We start from the raw sequence: 18791 nt of genomic DNA on the forward strand, positions 1-18791 counted from the left end.
GCGGGTGCCCGGGGGGTGGTGGGGGGGGGGCGCCGGCGGTCCCCGGGGCGGGGCCGGGCGGGCCCCGGGGGGGGGGTGGGCCGGGGGCGGGCGCGGGCCCGCGCGGGCGCCCTGACCACCCGGGCGCGTCCGCTCAGATGGCCGGACCACAGGGCGGCGACCGCGAGCAGTCCGAGCGCGGCGGGCGCCTTGACCAGTGCGGCGAGACTGACGAGCACGGTGGCCCACAGCGGCCGCACGCCGGGGACCCAGCCGGCGGCTCTTCCGGTGGGCCTGCCGGGGTCCGGCTCCGCCCGGTGGGCCGGACCGAGCGCCACGACCAGACCGGCGCCGAGCAGCCCGAGCATCAGGGCGTCGTTGTGGGCTCCGGCGACCAGATGCAGCAGGACGAGCGGGTTGAGCGCGCCGAGCCAGAGCGCGGCGGACCGCGGGACGCCGCAGCGGTCGGCGAGCGGCGGCAGACAGAGGGCCATCAGCCCGACGCCGAGCAGCGCGACCAGGCGCATGCCGAGGACGGCGGCGGAGACATCGGTGGGGGCGAGCCCGGCCGGGACGAGGTCGGCGGCCCGGGCGGAGACGGCCAGGAAGACCGGGCCGTACGGTGCCGGGGTGTGCAGCCACACCGGTGCGACCTCGGCGGCGAGCGGCCCGCCGAGCAGCGCCGGCCCGTGGGTGTAGACGTCGATCCGCGCGTCGACCATGGCGCCCTGCGCGAGATAGCTGTACACGTCCCGGCTGAACAGGGGCGGTCCGAGCAGCAGCGGCGCCGCCCATACGGCGAGGGTGGTGAGCAGTTCGCGGGGCGCGGGCGGGCGCGGGGAGCGCACCGCGCGGCCCAGCCACCACCAGGCCGCGATCAGCAGGACGAGGCCGAAGTACGCGCACAGCAGGCCCAGGGCGCCCCGGCCCGAGGTGGCGGGCGGCGTGTCGCGGAAGGGCAGGGCGCCCGCGGTCAGTCCGCCGGCGGTGATCGCGACGGTTCCCACGAGCCCCACGGTCCGGCACCGGTCCAGGCGCACATCGGCGTTCAGGGCGAGCATCTGTGGAGGCTCGCAGGAGGGGGTGGCCGCCAGGCGACGACGCCGTCACGTCCCGGTGGCAGCCGTCTGGCCACCGACTGAAGCCGCGCCCCCGGAGCCGGCTGAGCCCGGCCGGCTCCGGGGGCGCCGGCCGGGGTCAGCCGCGCGGTGGCAGCGTCCCGTCGTGCGTGAGCTTCGCGTACCAGTGGGCGCTGGACTTGGGGATACGGCGCTGGGTCGCGTAGTCGACGTACACCGCGCCGAAGCGCTTGCTGTAGCCGTACCCCCACTCGAAGTTGTCGAGCAGCGACCAGAGGAAGTAGCCGCGGACGTCCGCCCCCGCCTCCATCGCCCGGTGGACGGCCGTGAGGTGGTCGTGGAGGTAGGCGATCCGTTCCGGGTCGCGGACCTCGCCCTCGGGGCCCGCGTAGTCGTCGAAGGCCGAACCGTTCTCGGTGATCATCAGGGGCAGCGCGGGGTGGTCGTCCCGTACCCGCAGGAGCAGTTCGTACAGCCCGCTCGGGTCGATCGTCCAGCCCATGGCGGTCCGGTCGCCGGGCGTCTGGTGGAAGGCGATGTGGTCGGCGCCCGGCCAGGGGCTGTGGTCGCTGGCGCCGTGCCCGTCGGCGCCGTGGACGGGCGGTCCGTCGTGGTGGGAGACGAGCGTGGGCGAGTAGTAGTTGACGCCCAGGAAGTCGAGCGGCTGGTGGATCCGGGCCGTGTCGCCGTCCTGGACGAAGGACCAGTCGGTGACGGACGAGGTGTCCTCGACGACATCGGCGGGGTAGGCGCCGTCCAGCATGGGGCCGGTGAAGATCCGGTTGGCGGTGCCGTCGATCCGGCGGGCGGCGTCGCGGTCGGCCGCGCTCCCGGTGAGCGGCCGTACATGGTGCAGATTGAGCGTGACGGAGACCTGGGCGCCGGCCGGCAGCCGCTCGCGCAGCGCCGCGACGGCGAGCCCGTGACCGAGGTTGAGGTGGTGCGCGGCGCGCAGCGCGGCGGCGGGGTCGGTACGGCCGGGGGCGTGGACGCCTGAGCCGTAGCCGAGGAACGCGCTGCACCAGGGCTCGTTGAGGGTGGTCCAGGTCTTCACCCGGTCGCCCAGGGCGTCGGCGACGAGGCCCGCGTACTCGGCGAAGCGGAACGCGGTGTCCCGCTCCGGCCAGCCGCCCGCGTCCTCCAGGTGCTGGGGCAGGTCCCAGTGGTAGAGCGTGACGACGGGCTCGATGCCCTTGGCGAGCAGCGCGTCGGTGAGCCGCCGGTAGAAGTCGAGCCCCTTCTGCGACGCGGGGCCGCTGCCGGTGGGCTGCACACGCGGCCAGGAGACGGAGAAGCGGTACGCGGAGACCCCGAGGGAGGACATGATCTCGATGTCCTCGGGCCAGCGGTGGTAGTGGTCCGTGGCGATGTCGCCGGTGTCGCCGTTGCGTACCCTGCCCGGCGTGTGGGAGTAGACGTCCCAGATGGAGGGGGTACGGCCGTCCTCCTGGGCGGCGCCTTCGATCTGGTACGCGGCGGTCGCGGTGCCCCAGAGGAAGTCGGGCGGGAAGCTCAGGGGTGCCGCAGGGTCCAGGGCTCGGCCGGTGAGAGGTGCTGAGGTGGCCACAAGGGTCCTTCCGCAGAGATCGAACGGTTGTGGTGCGTCGGATGGGTGGGAGGAGGCGCGGGCGGGACGGAGGGGTCGGGGTCAGCCCTTGACCGCGCCCTGCATGATGCCGCCGACGATCTGCCGGCCGAAGACGATGAACATCGCCAGCAGGGGCAGGGTGCCGAGGAGCGCACCGGCCATGATCACCGACTGGTCGCGGACATAGCCCGCGCTGAGCTGGGTGAGGGCGACGGGCACGGTCGGGTTGGTCATGTCCAGGGCGATGAAGGGCCAGAAGAAGTCGTTCCAGGCGTGCACGAAAATGATCATGAAGAGGACGGCCATCGGGGGCCGGGCGATCGGCAGGACGATGGACCAGAAGATCCGCAGCGAGTGGGCCCCGTCGAGGCGTCCGGCCTCGATGAGTTCGTCGGGCAGGGCCTCCTTCAGATACTGGCGCATGAAGAACACCCCGACTGCGCTGACCAGCGTCGGGAAGATGACGGACGGGAGCTGCTGCCCCCAGCCGAGGTCGGCCATCATCATGAACAGCGGTACGACACCGAGCTGCGGGGGCACCATCATCGTGCCGATGACCAGCATCAGCAGGATGTTGCGGCCCTTGAAGCGGAGCTTGGCGAAGGCGAAGCCGGCCAGGGTGGCGAAGAAGACGGTGGAGAGGGCGATCACCCCGGCGACGATCAGGCTGTTGACCATCGCCCGGCCCATCGCGGCGTCCGTCCACGCCGTCCCGAGGTTCTTGAACAGGTTCGGCCCCGGCAGGAACGGCGGCGGCGTCTGGGAGACCCGGGTGTTGTCCGTCGACGCGGCCACCATCGTCCAGTACAGCGGGAAGAGGGAGACCAGCGCGGCGAATCCGAGCAGGAAGTACGCGAGGGGGCCCGCGTCGTGCTGGCGCCCGGCGCCCGGCCGCAGGAGCCGGCCGAACCGGCGCCGGGCGGGGGCCTGCGGAGGGGCGGTCCGGTCGTGTACGCCCGCCCGGACCTGTGCGATATCGGTGGTCATGGGGGTGCTGGCTCCCTGTCAGGACTTGCGGGACGTGACGCGGGCGATGAGGCGCTGGAGGACGAAGACGAGGATGAGGATGAGGAACATCGCCCAGGCGATCGCCGAGGCCCGCCCCATCTGGTAGTTCTTCCAGCCCTCTTCGTAGAGCAGCAGCCCCAGCGTCTGGTACTGGTTGTCGGCGCCGCCGCTGATGCCGTTGGGCCCCTGCCCGAAGATCAGCGGTTCACCGAAGAGCTGGGTCGCGCCGATCGTGGAGAGCACGATCGTGAAGATGATCGTCGCGCTGATGCCCGGGATGGTGACGGTACGGAACTGCTGCCAGCGCGACGCGCCGTCGATGGCGGCGGCCTCGTACAGGTCCTTCGGTATGGCCTGCATGGAGGCGAGGTAGAGCAGGGCGTTGTAGCCGGTCCAGCGCCAGATCACGATGGTGGAGATGGCGAACTGCGCGGGCCACTTCTGGCTCTCCCAGTCGACGTGGTCGATGCCGAACAGCCCGAGCCCCCAGTTGATCATGCCGAAGTCGCGCTCGAAGAGCATGGTGAAGACGAGCGCGGCGGCGCCGATGGACGTCGCGTACGGGGTGAGGACGGCGACCCGGAAGAACACCGAGCCGCGGAGCCGGTAGTTGAGCAGATGCGCGAGTCCCAGGGCCATCAGCAACTGCGGGACGGTGGAGATGACCCCGATGGTGAAGGTGTTGGTCAGCGCGTTCCAGAAGCGCTCGTCCTCGAACAGCTCCGTGAAGTTGGCGAGCCCGCGCCACTCCATGGTGTCCATCGTGGAGAGCTCGACGCGGTGCAGCGAGATCCAGAAGGTGTAGAGCAGCGGGTAGAGCCCGAAGGCGCCGAAGATCAGGAAGAACGGGGCGATGAAGCCGTACGGCACCGCCCCGAGGTCCAGGCGGTGCAGAAGGTTGCGCCGCGACTGCCGGGGCGCCCCGCCGCCGGCGCCGCCCTTCGAGGAGGGGCCGGCTGACGCGGGGTGCGGCTGCCCGCCGGTGGGGGCTGCCGGGGTGGAGGTGGCCACGCGGGCTTCCTTCCGTGGAGTGATCGGTGGGGCGGGCCCGGCCCGGCGGCGGTGGCGGGAACCACCGGCCGCCGGACCGGGCCACGGGTCGGAGCAGGGCGGCCCGGGTCATCTCGGGCCGGGAACGGCCCCGCTGACGGGGCCGGCCGTCGTCAGCGCGCCAGCTTCTCGATGCGCTCGTCCGTGGTCTTCCACGCCTCGTCCGGCTTCTTGCCCTGCTCGACGAGCTGGATCCCCGCCGAGAAGGTGTCCTTGATGCTGCCGTCCTTGCGTCCGAGGATCTGCTCGTCCGGGATCTCCTTCGCCGCGGCACCGAAGATCTGGCCGATCGGCGCGTCACTGAAGTAGGCGGAGGTGCCCGAGGAGACGTCGGGCATGTCGATCGCCGTCTTCGACGACGGGAAGTTGCCGAGCTTCTTGAAGATGAAGGCCTGCTGCTCGGGCGCGGTCAGCCAGGCGACCAGCTTCTCGGCCTCCTTCTTGACCGGGCTCTTCTCCATCACGCCGAGGAACGCCCCGCCCCAGTTGGCGCCCTTGGGTGCCTTGGCCACGTCCCACTTGCCCTTGTTCGCCGGGCCGGCCTTCTCGCTGATGTGGGCGAGCATCCAGGCCGGGCAGACGGTGGTGGCGAAGGTGCTGTTGGACAGGCCCGGGTCCCAGCCGGGCTGGAACTGGCGGAGCTTCGCGGTCAGTCCGGACTCGGCGGCGTCCGTCGCGAGGGTCCAGGCGTCCTTGACGACCGGGTTGTCCTTGTAGACGAGCTTGCCGTCCTTGTCGTAGAACTGCTGGTCACCGCCGTAGATCATCGCGTTGAACAGCCCGCTGGAGCTGTCCATGTAGGAGACCTTGCCCTCCTTGGAGTTCGCCTTGAACTGCCGCCCCGTCTCGACGTACTTGGTCCAGTCGCCCGCCCACAGCTGCGCCACCTTCTCCCGGTCGGTGGGCAGTCCGGCCTGCTCGAAGAGGTCCTTGCGGTAACAGACGGCCATCGGGCCGATGTCCGTGCCGAGCCCCAGCAGCTTGCCGTCGGCGGTGGTGACCTGGCTCGACTTCCACGGCAGGAAGTGGTCGAGGTTCGCGGTCTTGGACAGGTCGGTGAACTTGTCGGCCTGGGTGTCCACCAGCTCCTTGGCGCGGCCGATCTCTATGCCCTGGATGTCCTTGAGGCCGCTGCCCGCGGCGAGGTGGGTCTGGAGCGCGGTGTAGTAGGTCTGCTCGTCACCGGTCACATCCGCCTCGATCAGGATGTCCGGGTTCTCCTTCATGTAGCGGTCGAGGAGACCGGTCTCCTTGTACCCCATGACCCCGAACAGGCCCAGGCTGATGACGGTCTTGCCGTCCTTCGTACGCGCCGTGTCCGTGTCCGAGCCGCCTCCGCAGCCGGCGACAAGGACGAGGGACACCGCAACCGAGGTGACGGATGCGAGGGTGGAACCGAAGCGTCTGCGGGCAGTGCCCATGTGGATTCCTCCTGGCAGCGGCGCACAGGCGGGCGCTGCTGCGGCTCTCACGGTCGACTGGATGGGAGACCCGCTCCGCAGCAATTTGGGAGCGCTCCCAACGGGTTGTGGAAGACTCTCGGTGAACACAGGTCTGTGTCAAGAGTCGAAGTCGGTTCCGTTGCGCGAATGTGTCCGAACTCCGGCCGTCCGCCCCCGGATCCCCCGGCGGCCAGCACAATCTCCTGGTGAGCGCTCCGGCGCCGACCAGGGGCGAGAGTCAGGAGACGTGATGAGCAGCCGTAAACCACCAGGCCGGAGGCCAACTCTTGAAGCCGTGGCCCAGCTCGCGGGCGTGGGTCGCGGCACGGTGTCGCGGGTCGTGAACGGCGCGCCGGGCGTGAGCGCGAAGGCCAGGGCGGCCGTCGAGGCGGCGGTCGCGGAGCTCAACTACGTGCCGAACCCCGCCGCGCGCTCGCTGGTCACCAGCAGGACCGACAGTATCGCTCTGGTGATCCCCGAGTCGGAGAGCCGGCTGGCCTCGGAGCCGTACTTCTCCGCCGTCATCCGCGGGGTGAGTACCGAACTCGCCGACACCGAGATGCAGCTGCTGCTGATCCTGGTGCGGAACCAGCGCGAGCGCGACCGGCTGACCCGGTTCGTGGAGGCGCACCGGGTGGACGGGGTGCTGCTCGTCTCGGTCCACCAGGACGACGCGCTGCCGGAGTTCCTGGAGAAGCTGCAGATACCGACCGTGCTGGCCGGGCGGCGCTCCCCCGCCGAGCCGCTGAGCCATGTCCGCTCCGACAACGCGGGCGGGGCGGCGCAGGCCGTACGCCATCTGCTGGGCCGGGGGTGCGCCGCGGTCGCCACCATCACCGGTCCCCTCGACATGGACGTCGGTGACGGCCGGCTCCAGGGCTGGCGCGACGCCCATCGCGAACAGGGCGTGGCGGCGGACGACTCGCTGGTGGCGCTGGGGGACTTCACCGAGGAGGGCGGCCGGGACGCGATGCGGCGGCTCCTCGAACGCCGGCCGGATCTCGACGCGGTCTTCGCCGCGTCCGATGTGATGGCGGCGGGCGCGCTGACCGAGCTGCGGGCGCGAGGCAGGCGTGTCCCGGAGGACGTGGCGGTCATCGGCTTCGACGACTCGATGGTGGCGCGGCACACCGTGCCGCCCCTGACCAGTGTCGACCAGCCGTCCGAGGAGATCGGGCGGACCATCACCCGGCTGCTGCTCGACGAGATCAGGGACCCCGCCCGGCCGCGGCGGCGGCTCGTGCTGCCGACGACGCTCGTCCACCGGGAGAGCGGCTGACGCGCGGCCGGCGCGTCCCGGGCGTGTCACGCGGCAGTGCGACACGCACGGGACGGGAGCTCCGGCACGAGCGGTACGGGGCGGTACGGGGCCGCTGCGGGTGCGGTAAGCGTGCGGTACGGACCGTACGGGCCTCGGTGTCCTAGCTCAGACACCAGCCGCAAAGTAGGTCGAGGTAGCGGGATGAGTCCTGTTTCCGTGTCCATGGCGCCGTCGTTGGTCTGATCGAGTGATCAAGGCCAAAGAGGCGGGCGTGCGGCAAGAGTGGTCGCCAGAGGAGCTGTTGGCGAACTGGACGCTGGTAGAGGGCGACTGGGACCTGGTGGCGAACAAGAGCGGGTCGACCCGGCTCGGCTTCAGTTTGTTGCTGAAGTTCTTCGAGCTGGAAGGCCGGTTCCCTGATGTGCTGGAAGAGGTCCCGTCGGCCGCGGTGGAGTAGATCGCCGATCTGGTGAAGGTCCCGGCCACCGACTTCGCGAAGTACACGCTGGTCGGCCGGACTGCCGAGTATCACCGCAAGCAGATCCGTGAGGCTCTGGGGTTCCGGCCGTCGACGGTCGCGGACGAGAAGGCGCTGGCCGAGTGGCTGGCCGTGGAGGTCTGTCCGGTCGAGTTGGTGGAGGACCGGCAGCGCGAGGCCCTGCTGGTCGAGTGCCGGGCCCGGAAGATCGAGCCGCCGGGCCGGACCCGGGTCGAGAAGGTACTCGCCGCGGCGCGGGGCAAGTGGGAGAAGACGTTCTGCGCCCGCACGATCGGCCGCCTGGGCGAGGTCGGCACGGCTCGGCTGTTGTCTTTGGTGGCTGAGGACAACGAGGCGGGGATCGCCCTGCTGGCTGCGCTCAAGCGCGACCCGGGCACGGTCGGCCTGGACTCCCTGCTCACAGAGATCACCAAGCTCGACGACGTGCGCAAGCTCGGGCTGCCTGACGGGTTGTTCGCGGACTGCTCGGAGAAGTTGGTGGCTGCCTGAGGCGGAACAGGTTCTGCGCCGCTTCACCCGTGGCGGCCCCAAGCACCCCACCTACGCCGCGCTCGAAGAACTCGGCCGCGCGGTCCGTACGGTTTTCGCCTGTGACTGCCTGGCAGCCCCGGACTGCGCCGGGAGATCCACGGCGGGCTCCAGGTCGTCGAGAACTGGAACAGCGCGAACACCGTGCTCCACTACGGCAAGGACAGCGCCCTGACCGGGCCGGACAAGGAGCACGCTGAGACCTCGATGCTCTCCCTGCACCTGCCCCAGTCCGCGCTCGTGCACGTCAATACCCTGCTGGTACAGCAGGTCCTGGCCGAACCGGCCTGGCGAAGAAGCTCTCGGACGATGACCGGCGCGGCCTGACTGCGCTGTTCTGGTCCAACGTCAACCCGTACGGCACCTTCCGCCTGGACATGGACAAGCGCCTCGACCTGGTCCTCACGGTGCCCCGCCCCCACAGCCCGGCGGATGCCGCCGACCGATCGAGCACCGAGACCCGATGAAGGACTTCGTCGACGGGCTGCTCCTGCACAACGGCAGGCGGAGACGCCTGCCCGCACCCGGAGTCCTGCCCGTGGACTTTTCGGACGGCGCCTTCTCCCTCGAGGTCCGCCGCCTCGTCCACTTTCGCGCCGCCCGGTGGGGCGCTCGCTGTCGCGACCGCCCCACCGGGGTCCGGATTCCTCATCGCGGCACCTGCCGCGTCCGAGGGGCTGGCCCTATGCCAGGTGCTTGGTGAAGAACCCCGCCATCCGTTCCACGGCCGGCTCGACGTATGCGGGCTTGTCGTACAGGTCGAAGTGGGAGGCCGCGGGCACGACCATGAGTTCCTTGGGCTCTTTCGCCGCCTCGTAGGCGGTCCGGCTGAAGCCCAGTGTCTCGGCGTTCTCCCCGGCGATCAGCAGGAGTGGCCGGGGTGAGATCGTCTCGATCTGCGCGAACGGGAAGTAGGACATGTGCAGGCCCACGCTGGTGACCACGAAGCGGTTCTCCGCGCGGGGATGGCTGCCGCGATCGGTCAGGTAGTAGTCCGCGGCTTCGCGGAAGAAGGACGGCGTGTCGTCGGTCTGCTGGTCAGGGCTGGGGACGAGCTGCTCGACGAGCGGCTTGCCGCCGGCCTCGCGGGTCAGCTGCTGGCCGATCTCCTCGAGCTGGGTCATCCTCTGGTCGTAGGAGACCGGTGCCCCGTCGATCCCTTCGCGCGCGGCGGCACCCATGTCGTAGGCCACGACCGTGGCCACGGCCCTGACGCGCAGGTCGGTCTGGGCCTCGTCGATGGTGTAGCCGCCGCCGGCGCAGACGCCGAGGGTTCCGATCCGGTCCGCGTCGACCTGTCGGTGGTTGCTGAGATAGGTGACCGCACTGCGGATGTCGCGGACGCGGTGGCTGGGGTCCTCCATGTTCCGCGGCTTCCCCTCGCTCTGCCCGTAGTGCGAGGCGTCGTAGGCCAGGGTGATGAATCCCTGCTCGGCCATCGAGCGGGCGTACAGGCCGGCGGTCTGCTCCTTGACGCCGCCCCACGGGTGGGAGACCACGATCGCGGGATAGGTCCGCGAGGCGTCGAAGCCGGGCGGGCGGTACAGGTTGCCGGCGATCGTGACCGAGTCGCTGGGGAAGGTCACGCTCTCCGCACCCTCGGCGTGGCCGGTCTTGGCGCCGGCAGCCGCCGTAGAGGCGGCCGGTTTCGGGTCCGCTCCGGCGCTGGAGCATCCGCTCACCAGCAGCGCGGCCGACGCCGCTTGGAGCAGCGAGCGGCGCTTGAGCGTCGAGGTGGTGTTCGTCATCCTGGGTCCTGTCTCTCGGTCTGGGGCTGGGAGCGTGGGTCCCCGGCATCGGGGACGACGGTTCGGCCGGCGACGATCGGCGGCCGGCCGGTGAAGAAGTGGGCATCTGCGGGGAGGGGCCCGCCGGCCTCGGGGCACGGTGTCCCGTCACCCGGTGCCGTGCCGCGCTGGATCGCTCTGGGCTGCCCGGTTCCGCCGGGAGCGCCCCTCAAGACGCTGCCTGTCGTCGTGGCCGGCATGCCGAGGGCCCGGACGAGTGCGGGCCTCGTCATGACGCGGCGCTGATCCACAGCAGACGGTCCACCGACTCGGCCTCCTCGGTCGCGCGCGGGGAGGTGTTGGTGGAGGTGACGTAGATGCCGTTCTGGTAGGGCAGTACGGCGCGGGCGCGCTCGCCGGAACTGAACAGCGGGTCCATGCGCCGCGCGTCGTGGTCCATCACGTAGAGGATCTGCGCGGCAAGCGCCGCGACCACGAGCTCGTCGCCGGCGAAGGAGATGCCCGACGGTGCCCAGGTGTCGGATCCCGAGCCCAGGAACGCAGGCTCCATGCCGTCCTGGTCGTCGGTCCCCTCGGCGACTGGCCAGCCGTAGTTCGTGCCGGGGGTGATGAGGTTGATCTCGTCGTGGGCGGCCTCACCGTGCTCGGCCGAGAACAGCCGGCCCTCGGCGTCCCAGGCCAGCCCCTGCGGGTTGCGGTGCCCGTAGGAGTACACATAGGAGCCGTCGAACGGGTTGTCCTCGGGCACGGAGCCGTCCAGCCCCAGACGAAGGATCTTCCCGGCGAGGCTGTTGCGGTCCTGGGGCATCCGCTCGTCATGGACCCAGCCGGTCGTCGCGTACAGGTACCCGTCGGGGCCGATCGCGATCCTGCCCCCGTTGTAGAGCTCGTGGCCCGGGATGCCGTCCAGCAGCACCCCGGTCTCGCGCCAGGCGGAGCCGTCGAAGCGCACCGCGGCTATCCGGTTCGTCAGCCCGTCCTGGCCCTCGTAGGTGTAGTAGAGGTACGCGGTGCCCGACTCGGAGAAGTCCTCGGCCAGCGCCAGCCCCATCAGGCCGCTGCCGCCGTCATGGACGACCGGGGCGGAGGTCTGCACCTCGTAGCGGTCGAATCGGTCCTCGTGGTCGACCATCGCAATGGTGCCCGCGATCTCGGTGACGACGAGCGTGCCCTCGGACTGGCGCACCTCCCATGGGTAGTCCAGCTCGTCGGTGACGACCGTGACGCCGAAGTCATCGGTGCCCAGGCCGACCAGGCTCGGCCCCGTGTAGTCGGGGGTGTCGCCTGTCGGCGGGGCCGCCTCCGGCAGCCCGGATGAAGGGGGCGAGGGGGTGGTCGTCCCGCCCAAGGCACCGGTGCATCCTGTCAGGAGCAGGGCGGCGGCGAGGCCGGGCAAGACAGCTGCTCGTTTCATGATCGTCTCCAGGTCGTGGTGAATCTGCGGCTGATATCGCGGAACCTCGGTCGGCGATCATCAATTGCCCTCCGGATGCGTCGTCGGCATCCCGGCCGGCTTCATGCCGTCTTTACGCAAGGGAGGGCCGCGCGCCCGAATCAGGTCCTGCCGAGTCCTGGTCCGGCGGTCCCCTCCCGTCGGACACCTCAACCCGCCCGTCCCGGGCACGGGAGCGCCCCGGGTACGTCCGCGAAGAGCCCCCAAGACCGGTACGAGTCGATGCGATGGCGCAGAGGGGCACCGCATCCTGGCGCGCGAGCGCGAAGCCGGTCAGGAACCCCCAGGCGCCCGTCGGCAACGAAATCGCCGGCGCGGCGGCCACCGGCGCGAGGGCGACCCAGCGGGCTCCGGGGTCCTGACGAACCATGCCGGGCCGACGCGGACCGAACCGCCCCGGCTTCGACACAGATCTCCGGACTGCCCTGCGTTCGGTGGAGCCGACGGCCTGCCCCGAGTTCCGTGGACTCCGCATCGGGGCGATTCACAGCCCGACCCACGAACATGCTGTTCAACAGGCCAACCACCACCCCGAACCCCTGCCACAACCCCGACCCTTTCGCCTGTCCGCCGGCGGAGACCGGGGGCCTGTCCGGCGCCGTATCAGTGGACGGTGAAGCCACCGTCGACGGGAAGAGCCGTTCCGATGACGAAGCTGGCGCCGGGGCTGCACAGCCACAGGACGGCTGCGGCGACCTCGTCCGCACTCCCCAGCCGGCCGATGGGCTGCTCCTTGATGATCCCGGCCATGGCCTCGGCCTGGTTTTCGACCATGTCGGCGACCATCGGGGTGTTGATGACACCGGGGCACACGGCGTTGATGCGGATGCCGCGGGGCGCGTACTCGACCGCGGCGCTGCGGGTCAGGCCGATGACGCCGTGCTTGGAGGCGTGGTAGGCGGCGCGCTCGGGCAGTCCGACGAGCCCGCCCAGGGAGGAGCAGTTGACGATGGCGCCGCCGCCCTGCTCGCGCATCTGCCGCAGTTCGTGCTTCATCGCCGCCCAGACGCCGCGCAGGTTGACGGCGTTGACGCGGTCGAAGCTCTCGGCCGTCTCGTCGGCCGCGTCGGTCGGCGGCACCTGGATGCCGGCATTGTTGAACGCCATGTCCAGGCGGCCGTACTCCGTCACCGCGGCCCGCACTGCCGCTTCCGCTTGCTGTTCGTCGGTGACATCGCAGACGACACCGATCGCCCGGCCGCCGCTGCCGGTGATCTCTTCGGCCGCCTTGTGGACGGCTTCGGGGTGGAGGTCGGCCAGGACCACGGCGGCGCCGGAGTCGGCGAAGGCGCGGGCTGCGGCCAGCCCCATGCCGGAGGCGGCGCCGGTGACCAGAGCCACCCGCCCGGAGAAGTCGTAGGTGGGGTTCATGGTGTTCTCCTGTCGAAATCAAAATGAGGTTCCGCAAGCTGCCCAGGATCTTCGAGGCCCCGGGCGAGGGGGGCTGGAAGGGGTGAGCGAGGGGTCAGGGCTTCAGCAGGGTCTTTATGGCGCGGCGCTCGTCCATCGCCTCGAATCCCTCCGCGGCCTGATCGAGCGGGAGGGTGAGATCGAAGACCTTGCCCGGGTCGATCTCGCGGTCCCAGATGAGCTGGACCAGCTCGGGCAGGAACCGGCGCACCGGAGCGGGCCCGCCGTGCAGGTGCACCTCGGCGAAGAACAGTTCCTCGCCCGGAAGCTCCACCCCGTGCGCCACACCCACGTATCCCACGTGTCCGCCGGCGCGGGTGGAGCGGATGGCCTGCATCATCGATTCCTGGGTGCCGACGGCCTCGATCACGCTGTGGGCGCCGTATCCACCGGTGAGCTCCTTGATCCTGGCCACGCCCTCGTCACCGCGCTCGGTGACAATGTCGGTCGCACCGAACTCCAGGGCGAGCTTCTGCCGCGACGCGTGCCGCGACATCGCGATGATCCGCTCCGCGCCCAGCTGCTTCGCGGCCAGCACGGCGAGCAGGCCCACGGCGCCGTCACCGACCACGGCCACGCTCTTGCCCGGCCCGGCCTCAGCGGCCACGGCGCCGAACCAGCCCGTTCCGAGCACATCGGAGGCGGCCAGCAGCGAGGGGATCAGGTCCTCGTCCGGCATCCCGGGGGTGGCAACGAGGGTGCCGTCGGCCAGCGGCACCCGCAGGTACTCCGACTGCGCCCCGCCGGCGCCGACGAACTCGGCGTGCGCGCACCGCGACTGGTAGCCGGCCTCGCAGATCTCACAGGTGTTGTCCGAGGCGAAGAAGGAACCGACGACGAAGTCACCGACCGCAATGTTCTTGACCTCGTCGCCGATCTCGGTGACCACACCGACGTACTCGTGCCCCGCCGGGGTGGGCTGCGTCACTTCGTTGATCCCGCGGTAGTCCCATAGGTCAGACCCGCACACGCAGGTCGCAGACACACGGATGACCGCATCCGTCGGCGCGACGATCGCCGGGTACTCACGTTCTTCCACCCGGACATCGCCCGGGGCATACAGGACAGCTCCACGCACTTGGCAGACATCCCCTTCAGACAGCTTTTCTGGGTTTGCCCATCCACCGTCCCCCGCCTCGCGGATGCCTGCCAGGCACTCTCAGGGACCCCCACGCCAGGAACAGGCGCCCTAGCCTGGGAGCCATGGAGTTTCAGCAGGAGATCCGGGGCTTCCTCATGAGCCGCAGGGCGCGGATCACGCCCGAGCAGGCCGGGCTGCCCTACGTCGGAGGCAACCGCCGCGTCAAAGGGCTGCGGCGCGAGGAAGTCGCGATGCTCGCCGGCCTCAGCGTCGAGTACTACACCCGTATGGAGCGCGGCCAACTCGGTGGCGCGTCCGAGAGCGTCCTCGATGCGATCGCCCGTGCGCTGCAACTCGACGACGACGAGCGCGCCCACCTGTACGACCTGGCACGCAACGTCGCACCCGGTGCACGCCGCAAACGCCCCCAGCGCACCTACCCCATCACCGCGTCCGTACAGCAGGTCCTCGACTCCATGAGCGTTCCCGCCGTCGTACAGAACGGCCGCCTCGACCTCCTCGCGGCCAACGACCTGGGCCGCGCTCTGTACGCCGACCTCTTCGACATGGCCCAGCAGCCCCCGAACCTCGCCCGGTACGTGTACCTCGATCCACGTGCGGAGGCCTACTACGCCGACCTCGACGAGGCGAAGGACCAGGTGGTCGCGATGCTCCGCGCGACCGCCGGACGCGACCCGCTGGATAAGCAGGTGACCGAACTCATCGGCGAGCTCTCCACGCGCAGCACCGATTTCAGCACCCGCTGGGCCAAGCGCAACGTGCGCCGCCACTCGCGCGGACGCAAGGTCGTCCACCACCCGTCCGTCGGAACGATGGACCTCGCGTACGACGACTTCGCACTGCCCGGCGACCCGCACGTCTCCATCACCACCTACACCGCAGACCCCGGTACGCCCAGCGCTGACGCTCTCACCCTGCTGGCCACCTGGGCCGATACGCAGAAGCAGCCGCAGGCCATCAGCGACGACGTACGCCGCATTCGCCCCCATCACCTTTAGAGGCCGCACGGATAGGGCAGTTTCAGGGGCGTCGGGTTGGGCGGTTGTCCCAGCGGTGAGTGGTCCAGCCGCGGCGGATGAGGCTACATACGGTGATGACGGCGTCTGCGAGGTCAAAGAAGGCGTTGATGACGTGGAGATGGCGTTCGTAGCAGCAGGCGAGCCGATGGAAGGCGTTCTGCCATGCGTGGGTGCGCTCGACGTGCCAGCGCTGAGTGGCCTGCAAGGGGCCTTCTCGCCTTTGTGGGCGATCTGGCCGCGGAGGCCGCGTTCGTCGAGGACTGCACGTGTTTTGGCCGAGTCGTAGCCGGCATCCAGGTGCACGGTGATGTCGTCGGGCAGCGGGCCGAGGTCGTTCAGGAGGTCCAGGTGGGAGCGAGCAACGGGGAGTCGTGGCAGTTAGCCCCGGCCAGGACTCGGCCCAGGGGGATGCCGTAACCATCCGTCATGGCTGAGCGTTTCATCCCCCGTTTGCCTCGGTCGACGGACGAGCGTCCGGCGACTTCCCCGCCTCCGGGGGCCTTTGTGATCGACCTGTCGACGGCCTCGGATCGTGGTGGCTGAGCAGGTGGAATCGGCGATGGCTTGGTAGGAGCAGCCGAAACGCAGCACCTGCAGCAGTTGGTCGAAGACGATCCGGTCGCTGACCCGGCGGCGGTGGCAGCCCAGGGGGTGGGCCGGATCGTAGACCGGGCGCCCCGGCAGCAGGGTCGCGAATTGGTCCCAAAGCGGTTCGGTTAGCCATGAAGGAAGCGCAGGCACAGGTCTCCCAGTGATCACAGAGCGCTATCACTGCAGTTCCATGAGGATGTCGGCGCGGGCGTAGTAGTCGGCCACGGGGAGACGGTCGCGGGTGATCTTGACAAACCCCGCGTCCTCGTAGAGGTGAAGGGCGGGGGCCAGCTTGCTGTTCGTGCCGAGGAACAGCCGGGCCCTACCGAGTGCCCGGGCGCGGTCGATCGCGGCGGCTATGAGTTGGCGGCCGATGCCGCGTCCTTGCGCGGCGGGAGCCACGGCCATCTTCGCCAGCTCGAACACAGCGTCCGGATAGGCCAGAAGTGCGACGCACCCCACTACAGTGCCGCTTCCCGGCTCGCGCGCCATGAGCACGTCGCCGCCCGGGCCCACGATGCGGCCGAACGGATCTCCGAGAACGGCCCGGTCCTCTTCTTGCAGGGTGAACAGGAGCGAGATCCACTCCTCGTTCAGCGTGTAGAACGCGTCGGCGTCACTCTGTGAGCCGATCGAGGAGACCATGGTCGGGGCAGAGGTGTGCGGCATGAGAAGGGTTCCCTTTCCGGTATGGCTTCTCGTAGCCTCCGGCTCCACTCACTCATATGTCCAATACACACCTTGACCTCTATCAATAAGCTCGAGCTATGGATCAGCGAATCGAGCTCCGTCATCTGCGGTACTTTCTGGCTGTGGCTGAGGAACTGCACTTCGGCCGCGCCGCCCAGCGGCTGCACATCGCTCAGCCCGCCCTGTCCCAGCAGGTCAGGCAGCTTGAGAAGATCGTCGGCGTTGAACTGTTCCGGCGGACCTCTCGAAGTGTCCGCCTCACAGAGGCGGGAGCGGCGTTCCAGCCAAGGGCCAGGAACCTTCTGGGCCGTCTGGCGACCGACCTCGACGAGGCCGGGCGTGTCGGCCGAGGTGAGGCCGGCCGTCTGGATGTCGCCTTCATCACCTCCGCCACCGCGATCGTCAGCGAACACCTCCGTGCATTCTCCTGCTGCCGCCCGGACGTCCAGGTCAAACTTCACGACGGTTTCACCACCGACGTCCTGGCAGCCCTGGAGCGGGGTACGGCCGACGTCGGGATCGTGCGGGACGCCGAGGAGCGAAACGACATCGACCTTTCTCTACTGGCATCGGAACGGTTCGTCGCCGTTATCCCCACAGAGCACCCCGCCGCAAGGGGTGACCGTGTGGAAGCAAGGGCTCTGGCCGCTGACCCGCTGATCCTGTTCCCGCGTTCAGCAGGAACTCACGCGTTCGACATGAACACGCAGCCGTTGCGGAACGCGGGCATCGACGTCCAGGTCGCACAGGAGTGCTCGAACTGGCACACCATCATCATGTTCGTCGCGGCCGGCCTCGGCATCAGCATCGCCCCCTACAGCGTCACGACGCTGCTACCCGCAGGCGTCCGAAGGCTCGAACTCGACGGGCCTCCTACCGTGAGCCGGATCTTCATGGCCACCCGCCGAGGAGACGACCGTCCTCTCCTGCAAGCCTTCATCGCAGCATCTGAGTCCATGACAGGCCGTGACCACGACCGGACGATGAGCGTGCGCTGACTTGAGGAGCGAGCACCTCCAAGCAAGGGCCACTCGAAGGCGTACCGTGCGCAGCTCATCCGCCGGGCCTGGAGCACCCACCGCTGCAACAACAGCCCAAGCCGACGATCCCGAAACCGCTCCTATCCGCGCAGCCTCTTAGGTGTGCGATCTGCTCGGCCGGCGGATGCTTCGCGAGCACGACGAGCAGGCCGCCACAGCGGCGCGTACGTGATCACGCCGCTACTTTGCGGCTGGTGCCTGAGCCAGGACACCTGGGCCGTACGCGCCCGTACCGCACCGCGCTCAGCCGGTGGTCGCGAACGCGTCCACCCCGGTCAGTTCGGCGGACAGGCGCCACAGGCGCGCCGCCTGCTCGGGGTCGGTCGCGTAGCTCCGTACGCCCTTACGGGGGCCGCCCTCCACGGTGGTCTCCGCGATGTCGCAGTCCTCGCAGTAGACACCGCCGGCGTCCGCGAGCCGGGGCGAGGTGGCCGCCCAGACCTGGGTGGCCGCGCCCTGCTCGGGTGTCTTGAACGACGGGTTGAGCGCGTTTCCGTCCTCGTCGATCCAGCCGGCCGCGACCATCTCCTCCCGGGCCAGATGGCGCTGGAGCGGGGTGAGGATGCCACCGGGGTGCAGGGCGAACGCCCGGACGCCGGACTGCCTGGCCAGCGCGTCGAGGTGGACGGCGAAGAGCACATTGGCCGTCTTGGCCTGGCCGTACGCCTGCCACTTGTCGTAGCCCCGCTCGAACCAGGGATCCTCCCAGCGGATCGGGGAGTTGTGGTGCCCGGTGGAGGACACCGAGACGACGCGCGCCCCGCTCGCGATCGCCGGCCAGACCCGGTTGACCAGGGCGTAGTGGCCGAGGTGGTTGGTCGCGAACTGGGCCTCCCAGCCGGGGCCCACCCGGGTCTCGGGGCAGGCCATGACCGCCGCGTTGTTGATGACGATGTCGAGTGTCCGGTCCGTGGCGAGGAAGCGTTCGGCGAACTCCCGGACGCTGTCGAGGTCGGCGAGGTCCACCTCGTCCACCTCGGCGTTGTCGATGCCGTCCAGTGCCTCGCGCGCGATGTCGGGCCGCCGGGCCGGTACGACGACCCGGGCACCGGCCCCGGCGAGCGCGCGGGTGGTCTCCAGGCCCAGGCCCGAGTAGCCGCCGGTGACCAGGGCGAGCGCGCCGTCGAGGTCGACACCGCGCAGCACCTCCCGGGCGGTGCTCGTGGCGCCGAACCCCGATCCGATCGGGTGCTGGGGTGTCCGGTGGGGTGCTGCCTCGTTCTGTGGCGTTGTCATGCGACGCAGGCTACGAATTGGAGCGCTCTCGAAGTCAAGTGCACCGGCGGACCCGGGCGCGGTTCACC

At 70.0% G+C, this 18791-nt stretch carries 14 protein-coding genes and 3 pseudogenes; 5 read left to right on the top strand and 12 right to left on the bottom strand.

Going from position 1 to position 18791, the window contains the following annotated elements; genetic code table 11:
- The 5 genes from mptB to ACIQ7D_RS32385 form a co-directional block, all read right to left on the bottom strand.
- Positions 1-1040, bottom strand: a 1040-nt coding sequence (gene mptB / locus ACIQ7D_RS32365) for a polyprenol phosphomannose-dependent alpha 1,6 mannosyltransferase MptB (protein ID WP_403943808.1), incomplete at its 3' end; no start/stop codon positions are given.
- Between the two features lie 136 nt (positions 1041-1176).
- Positions 1177-2625, bottom strand: a complete 1449-nt coding sequence (locus tag ACIQ7D_RS32370; protein WP_403943810.1) for a GH1 family beta-glucosidase — start codon at positions 2623-2625, stop codon at positions 1177-1179.
- An 81-nt stretch (positions 2626-2706) separates the two neighbouring features.
- The gene (locus tag ACIQ7D_RS32375) at positions 2707-3633 is read right to left on the bottom strand and encodes a carbohydrate ABC transporter permease (RefSeq protein ID WP_403943812.1); all 927 of its coding nucleotides are present in this window, start codon (positions 3631-3633) and stop codon (positions 2707-2709) included.
- A gap of 18 nt (positions 3634-3651) precedes the next feature.
- Positions 3652-4665: a carbohydrate ABC transporter permease gene (locus ACIQ7D_RS32380; RefSeq protein WP_403943814.1), complete on the bottom strand. Its 1014-nt coding sequence runs from the start codon at positions 4663-4665 to the stop codon at positions 3652-3654.
- Between the two features lie 152 nt (positions 4666-4817).
- The gene (locus ACIQ7D_RS32385; RefSeq protein ID WP_403943816.1) at positions 4818-6125 is read right to left on the bottom strand and encodes an ABC transporter substrate-binding protein; all 1308 of its coding nucleotides are present in this window, start codon (positions 6123-6125) and stop codon (positions 4818-4820) included.
- A gap of 271 nt (positions 6126-6396) precedes the next feature.
- Between ACIQ7D_RS32385 and ACIQ7D_RS32390 the strand changes: the two genes are divergently transcribed.
- From ACIQ7D_RS32390 to ACIQ7D_RS32400, 3 genes and pseudogenes are all read left to right on the top strand, one after another.
- Complete coding sequence (locus tag ACIQ7D_RS32390) at positions 6397-7425, top strand: LacI family DNA-binding transcriptional regulator (protein WP_403943818.1); 1029 nt, start codon at positions 6397-6399, stop codon at positions 7423-7425.
- A gap of 253 nt (positions 7426-7678) precedes the next feature.
- Positions 7679-8395, top strand: a pseudogene (locus tag ACIQ7D_RS32395) (DUF4158 domain-containing protein).
- A gap of 13 nt (positions 8396-8408) precedes the next feature.
- A pseudogene (locus tag ACIQ7D_RS32400) lies at positions 8409-8761 on the top strand (Tn3 family transposase).
- Positions 8762-9117: 356 nt separating this feature from the next.
- Here ACIQ7D_RS32400 and ACIQ7D_RS32405 read toward each other — a convergent pair.
- From ACIQ7D_RS32405 to ACIQ7D_RS32420, 4 genes are all read right to left on the bottom strand, one after another.
- A complete protein-coding gene (locus ACIQ7D_RS32405; protein WP_403943820.1) occupies positions 9118-10182 on the bottom strand; it encodes an alpha/beta hydrolase in 1065 nt (354 codons plus the stop codon).
- A 268-nt stretch (positions 10183-10450) separates the two neighbouring features.
- Positions 10451-11596, bottom strand: coding sequence for a PQQ-dependent sugar dehydrogenase (locus tag ACIQ7D_RS32410; RefSeq protein WP_403943822.1), 1146 nt, complete (start codon positions 11594-11596; stop codon positions 10451-10453).
- Between the two features lie 642 nt (positions 11597-12238).
- Positions 12239-13006, bottom strand: coding sequence for an SDR family NAD(P)-dependent oxidoreductase (locus ACIQ7D_RS32415; protein WP_403943823.1), 768 nt, complete (start codon positions 13004-13006; stop codon positions 12239-12241).
- 94 nt (positions 13007-13100) lie between these two features.
- Positions 13101-14123, bottom strand: coding sequence for a zinc-dependent alcohol dehydrogenase family protein (locus ACIQ7D_RS32420; protein WP_403943826.1), 1023 nt, complete (start codon positions 14121-14123; stop codon positions 13101-13103).
- A 125-nt stretch (positions 14124-14248) separates the two neighbouring features.
- Here ACIQ7D_RS32420 and ACIQ7D_RS32425 point away from each other — a divergent pair, with 125 nt between their 5' ends.
- Entirely contained in the window at positions 14249-15145 is an 897-nt protein-coding gene (locus ACIQ7D_RS32425; RefSeq protein WP_403943828.1) for a helix-turn-helix transcriptional regulator, read from the top strand.
- Between the two features lie 22 nt (positions 15146-15167).
- On the opposite strand, the pseudogene ACIQ7D_RS32430 reads toward ACIQ7D_RS32425, so the two are convergent.
- Positions 15168-15907 (bottom strand): annotated as a pseudogene (locus ACIQ7D_RS32430) (transposase).
- 27 nt (positions 15908-15934) lie between these two features.
- The gene (locus tag ACIQ7D_RS32435) at positions 15935-16426 is read right to left on the bottom strand and encodes a GNAT family N-acetyltransferase (protein ID WP_403943829.1); all 492 of its coding nucleotides are present in this window, start codon (positions 16424-16426) and stop codon (positions 15935-15937) included.
- Between the two features lie 98 nt (positions 16427-16524).
- Here ACIQ7D_RS32435 and ACIQ7D_RS32440 point away from each other — a divergent pair, with 98 nt between their 5' ends.
- Positions 16525-17445 (top strand): LysR family transcriptional regulator, encoded by a 921-nt coding sequence (locus ACIQ7D_RS32440; RefSeq protein ID WP_403943830.1) that lies wholly within the window; start codon positions 16525-16527, stop codon positions 17443-17445.
- 285 nt (positions 17446-17730) lie between these two features.
- On the opposite strand, the gene ACIQ7D_RS32445 is transcribed toward ACIQ7D_RS32440, so the two are convergent.
- On the bottom strand, positions 17731-18723 hold the full coding sequence (locus tag ACIQ7D_RS32445) for an SDR family NAD(P)-dependent oxidoreductase (protein WP_403943832.1): 993 nt from the start codon (positions 18721-18723) through the stop codon (positions 17731-17733).
- Between the last annotated feature and the right edge of the window lie 68 nt (positions 18724-18791).

It is taken from the genome of Streptomyces sp. NPDC096310 (assembly GCF_044763125.1).
Classification (GTDB): domain Bacteria; phylum Actinomycetota; class Actinomycetes; order Streptomycetales; family Streptomycetaceae; genus Streptomyces.

What these genes read in the sequence shown, in the direction of transcription:
- ACIQ7D_RS32375 (WP_403943812.1), bottom strand. Translation starts at nt 3,633, where the DNA reads ATGACCACCGATATCGCACAGGTCCGGGCGGGCGTACACGACCGGACC.
- ACIQ7D_RS32385 (WP_403943816.1), bottom strand. Translation starts at nt 6,125, where the DNA reads ATGGGCACTGCCCGCAGACGCTTCGGTTCCACCCTCGCATCCGTCACC.
- ACIQ7D_RS32390 (WP_403943818.1), top strand. Translation starts at nt 6,397, where the DNA reads ATGAGCAGCCGTAAACCACCAGGCCGGAGGCCAACTCTTGAAGCCGTG.
- ACIQ7D_RS32405 (WP_403943820.1), bottom strand. Translation starts at nt 10,182, where the DNA reads ATGACGAACACCACCTCGACGCTCAAGCGCCGCTCGCTGCTCCAAGCG.
- ACIQ7D_RS32410 (WP_403943822.1), bottom strand. Translation starts at nt 11,596, where the DNA reads ATGAAACGAGCAGCTGTCTTGCCCGGCCTCGCCGCCGCCCTGCTCCTG.
- ACIQ7D_RS32415 (WP_403943823.1), bottom strand. Translation starts at nt 13,006, where the DNA reads ATGAACCCCACCTACGACTTCTCCGGGCGGGTGGCTCTGGTCACCGGC.
- ACIQ7D_RS32425 (WP_403943828.1), top strand. Translation starts at nt 14,249, where the DNA reads ATGGAGTTTCAGCAGGAGATCCGGGGCTTCCTCATGAGCCGCAGGGCG.
- ACIQ7D_RS32435 (WP_403943829.1), bottom strand. Translation starts at nt 16,426, where the DNA reads ATGCCGCACACCTCTGCCCCGACCATGGTCTCCTCGATCGGCTCACAG.
- ACIQ7D_RS32440 (WP_403943830.1), top strand. Translation starts at nt 16,525, where the DNA reads ATGGATCAGCGAATCGAGCTCCGTCATCTGCGGTACTTTCTGGCTGTG.
- ACIQ7D_RS32445 (WP_403943832.1), bottom strand. Translation starts at nt 18,723, where the DNA reads ATGACAACGCCACAGAACGAGGCAGCACCCCACCGGACACCCCAGCAC.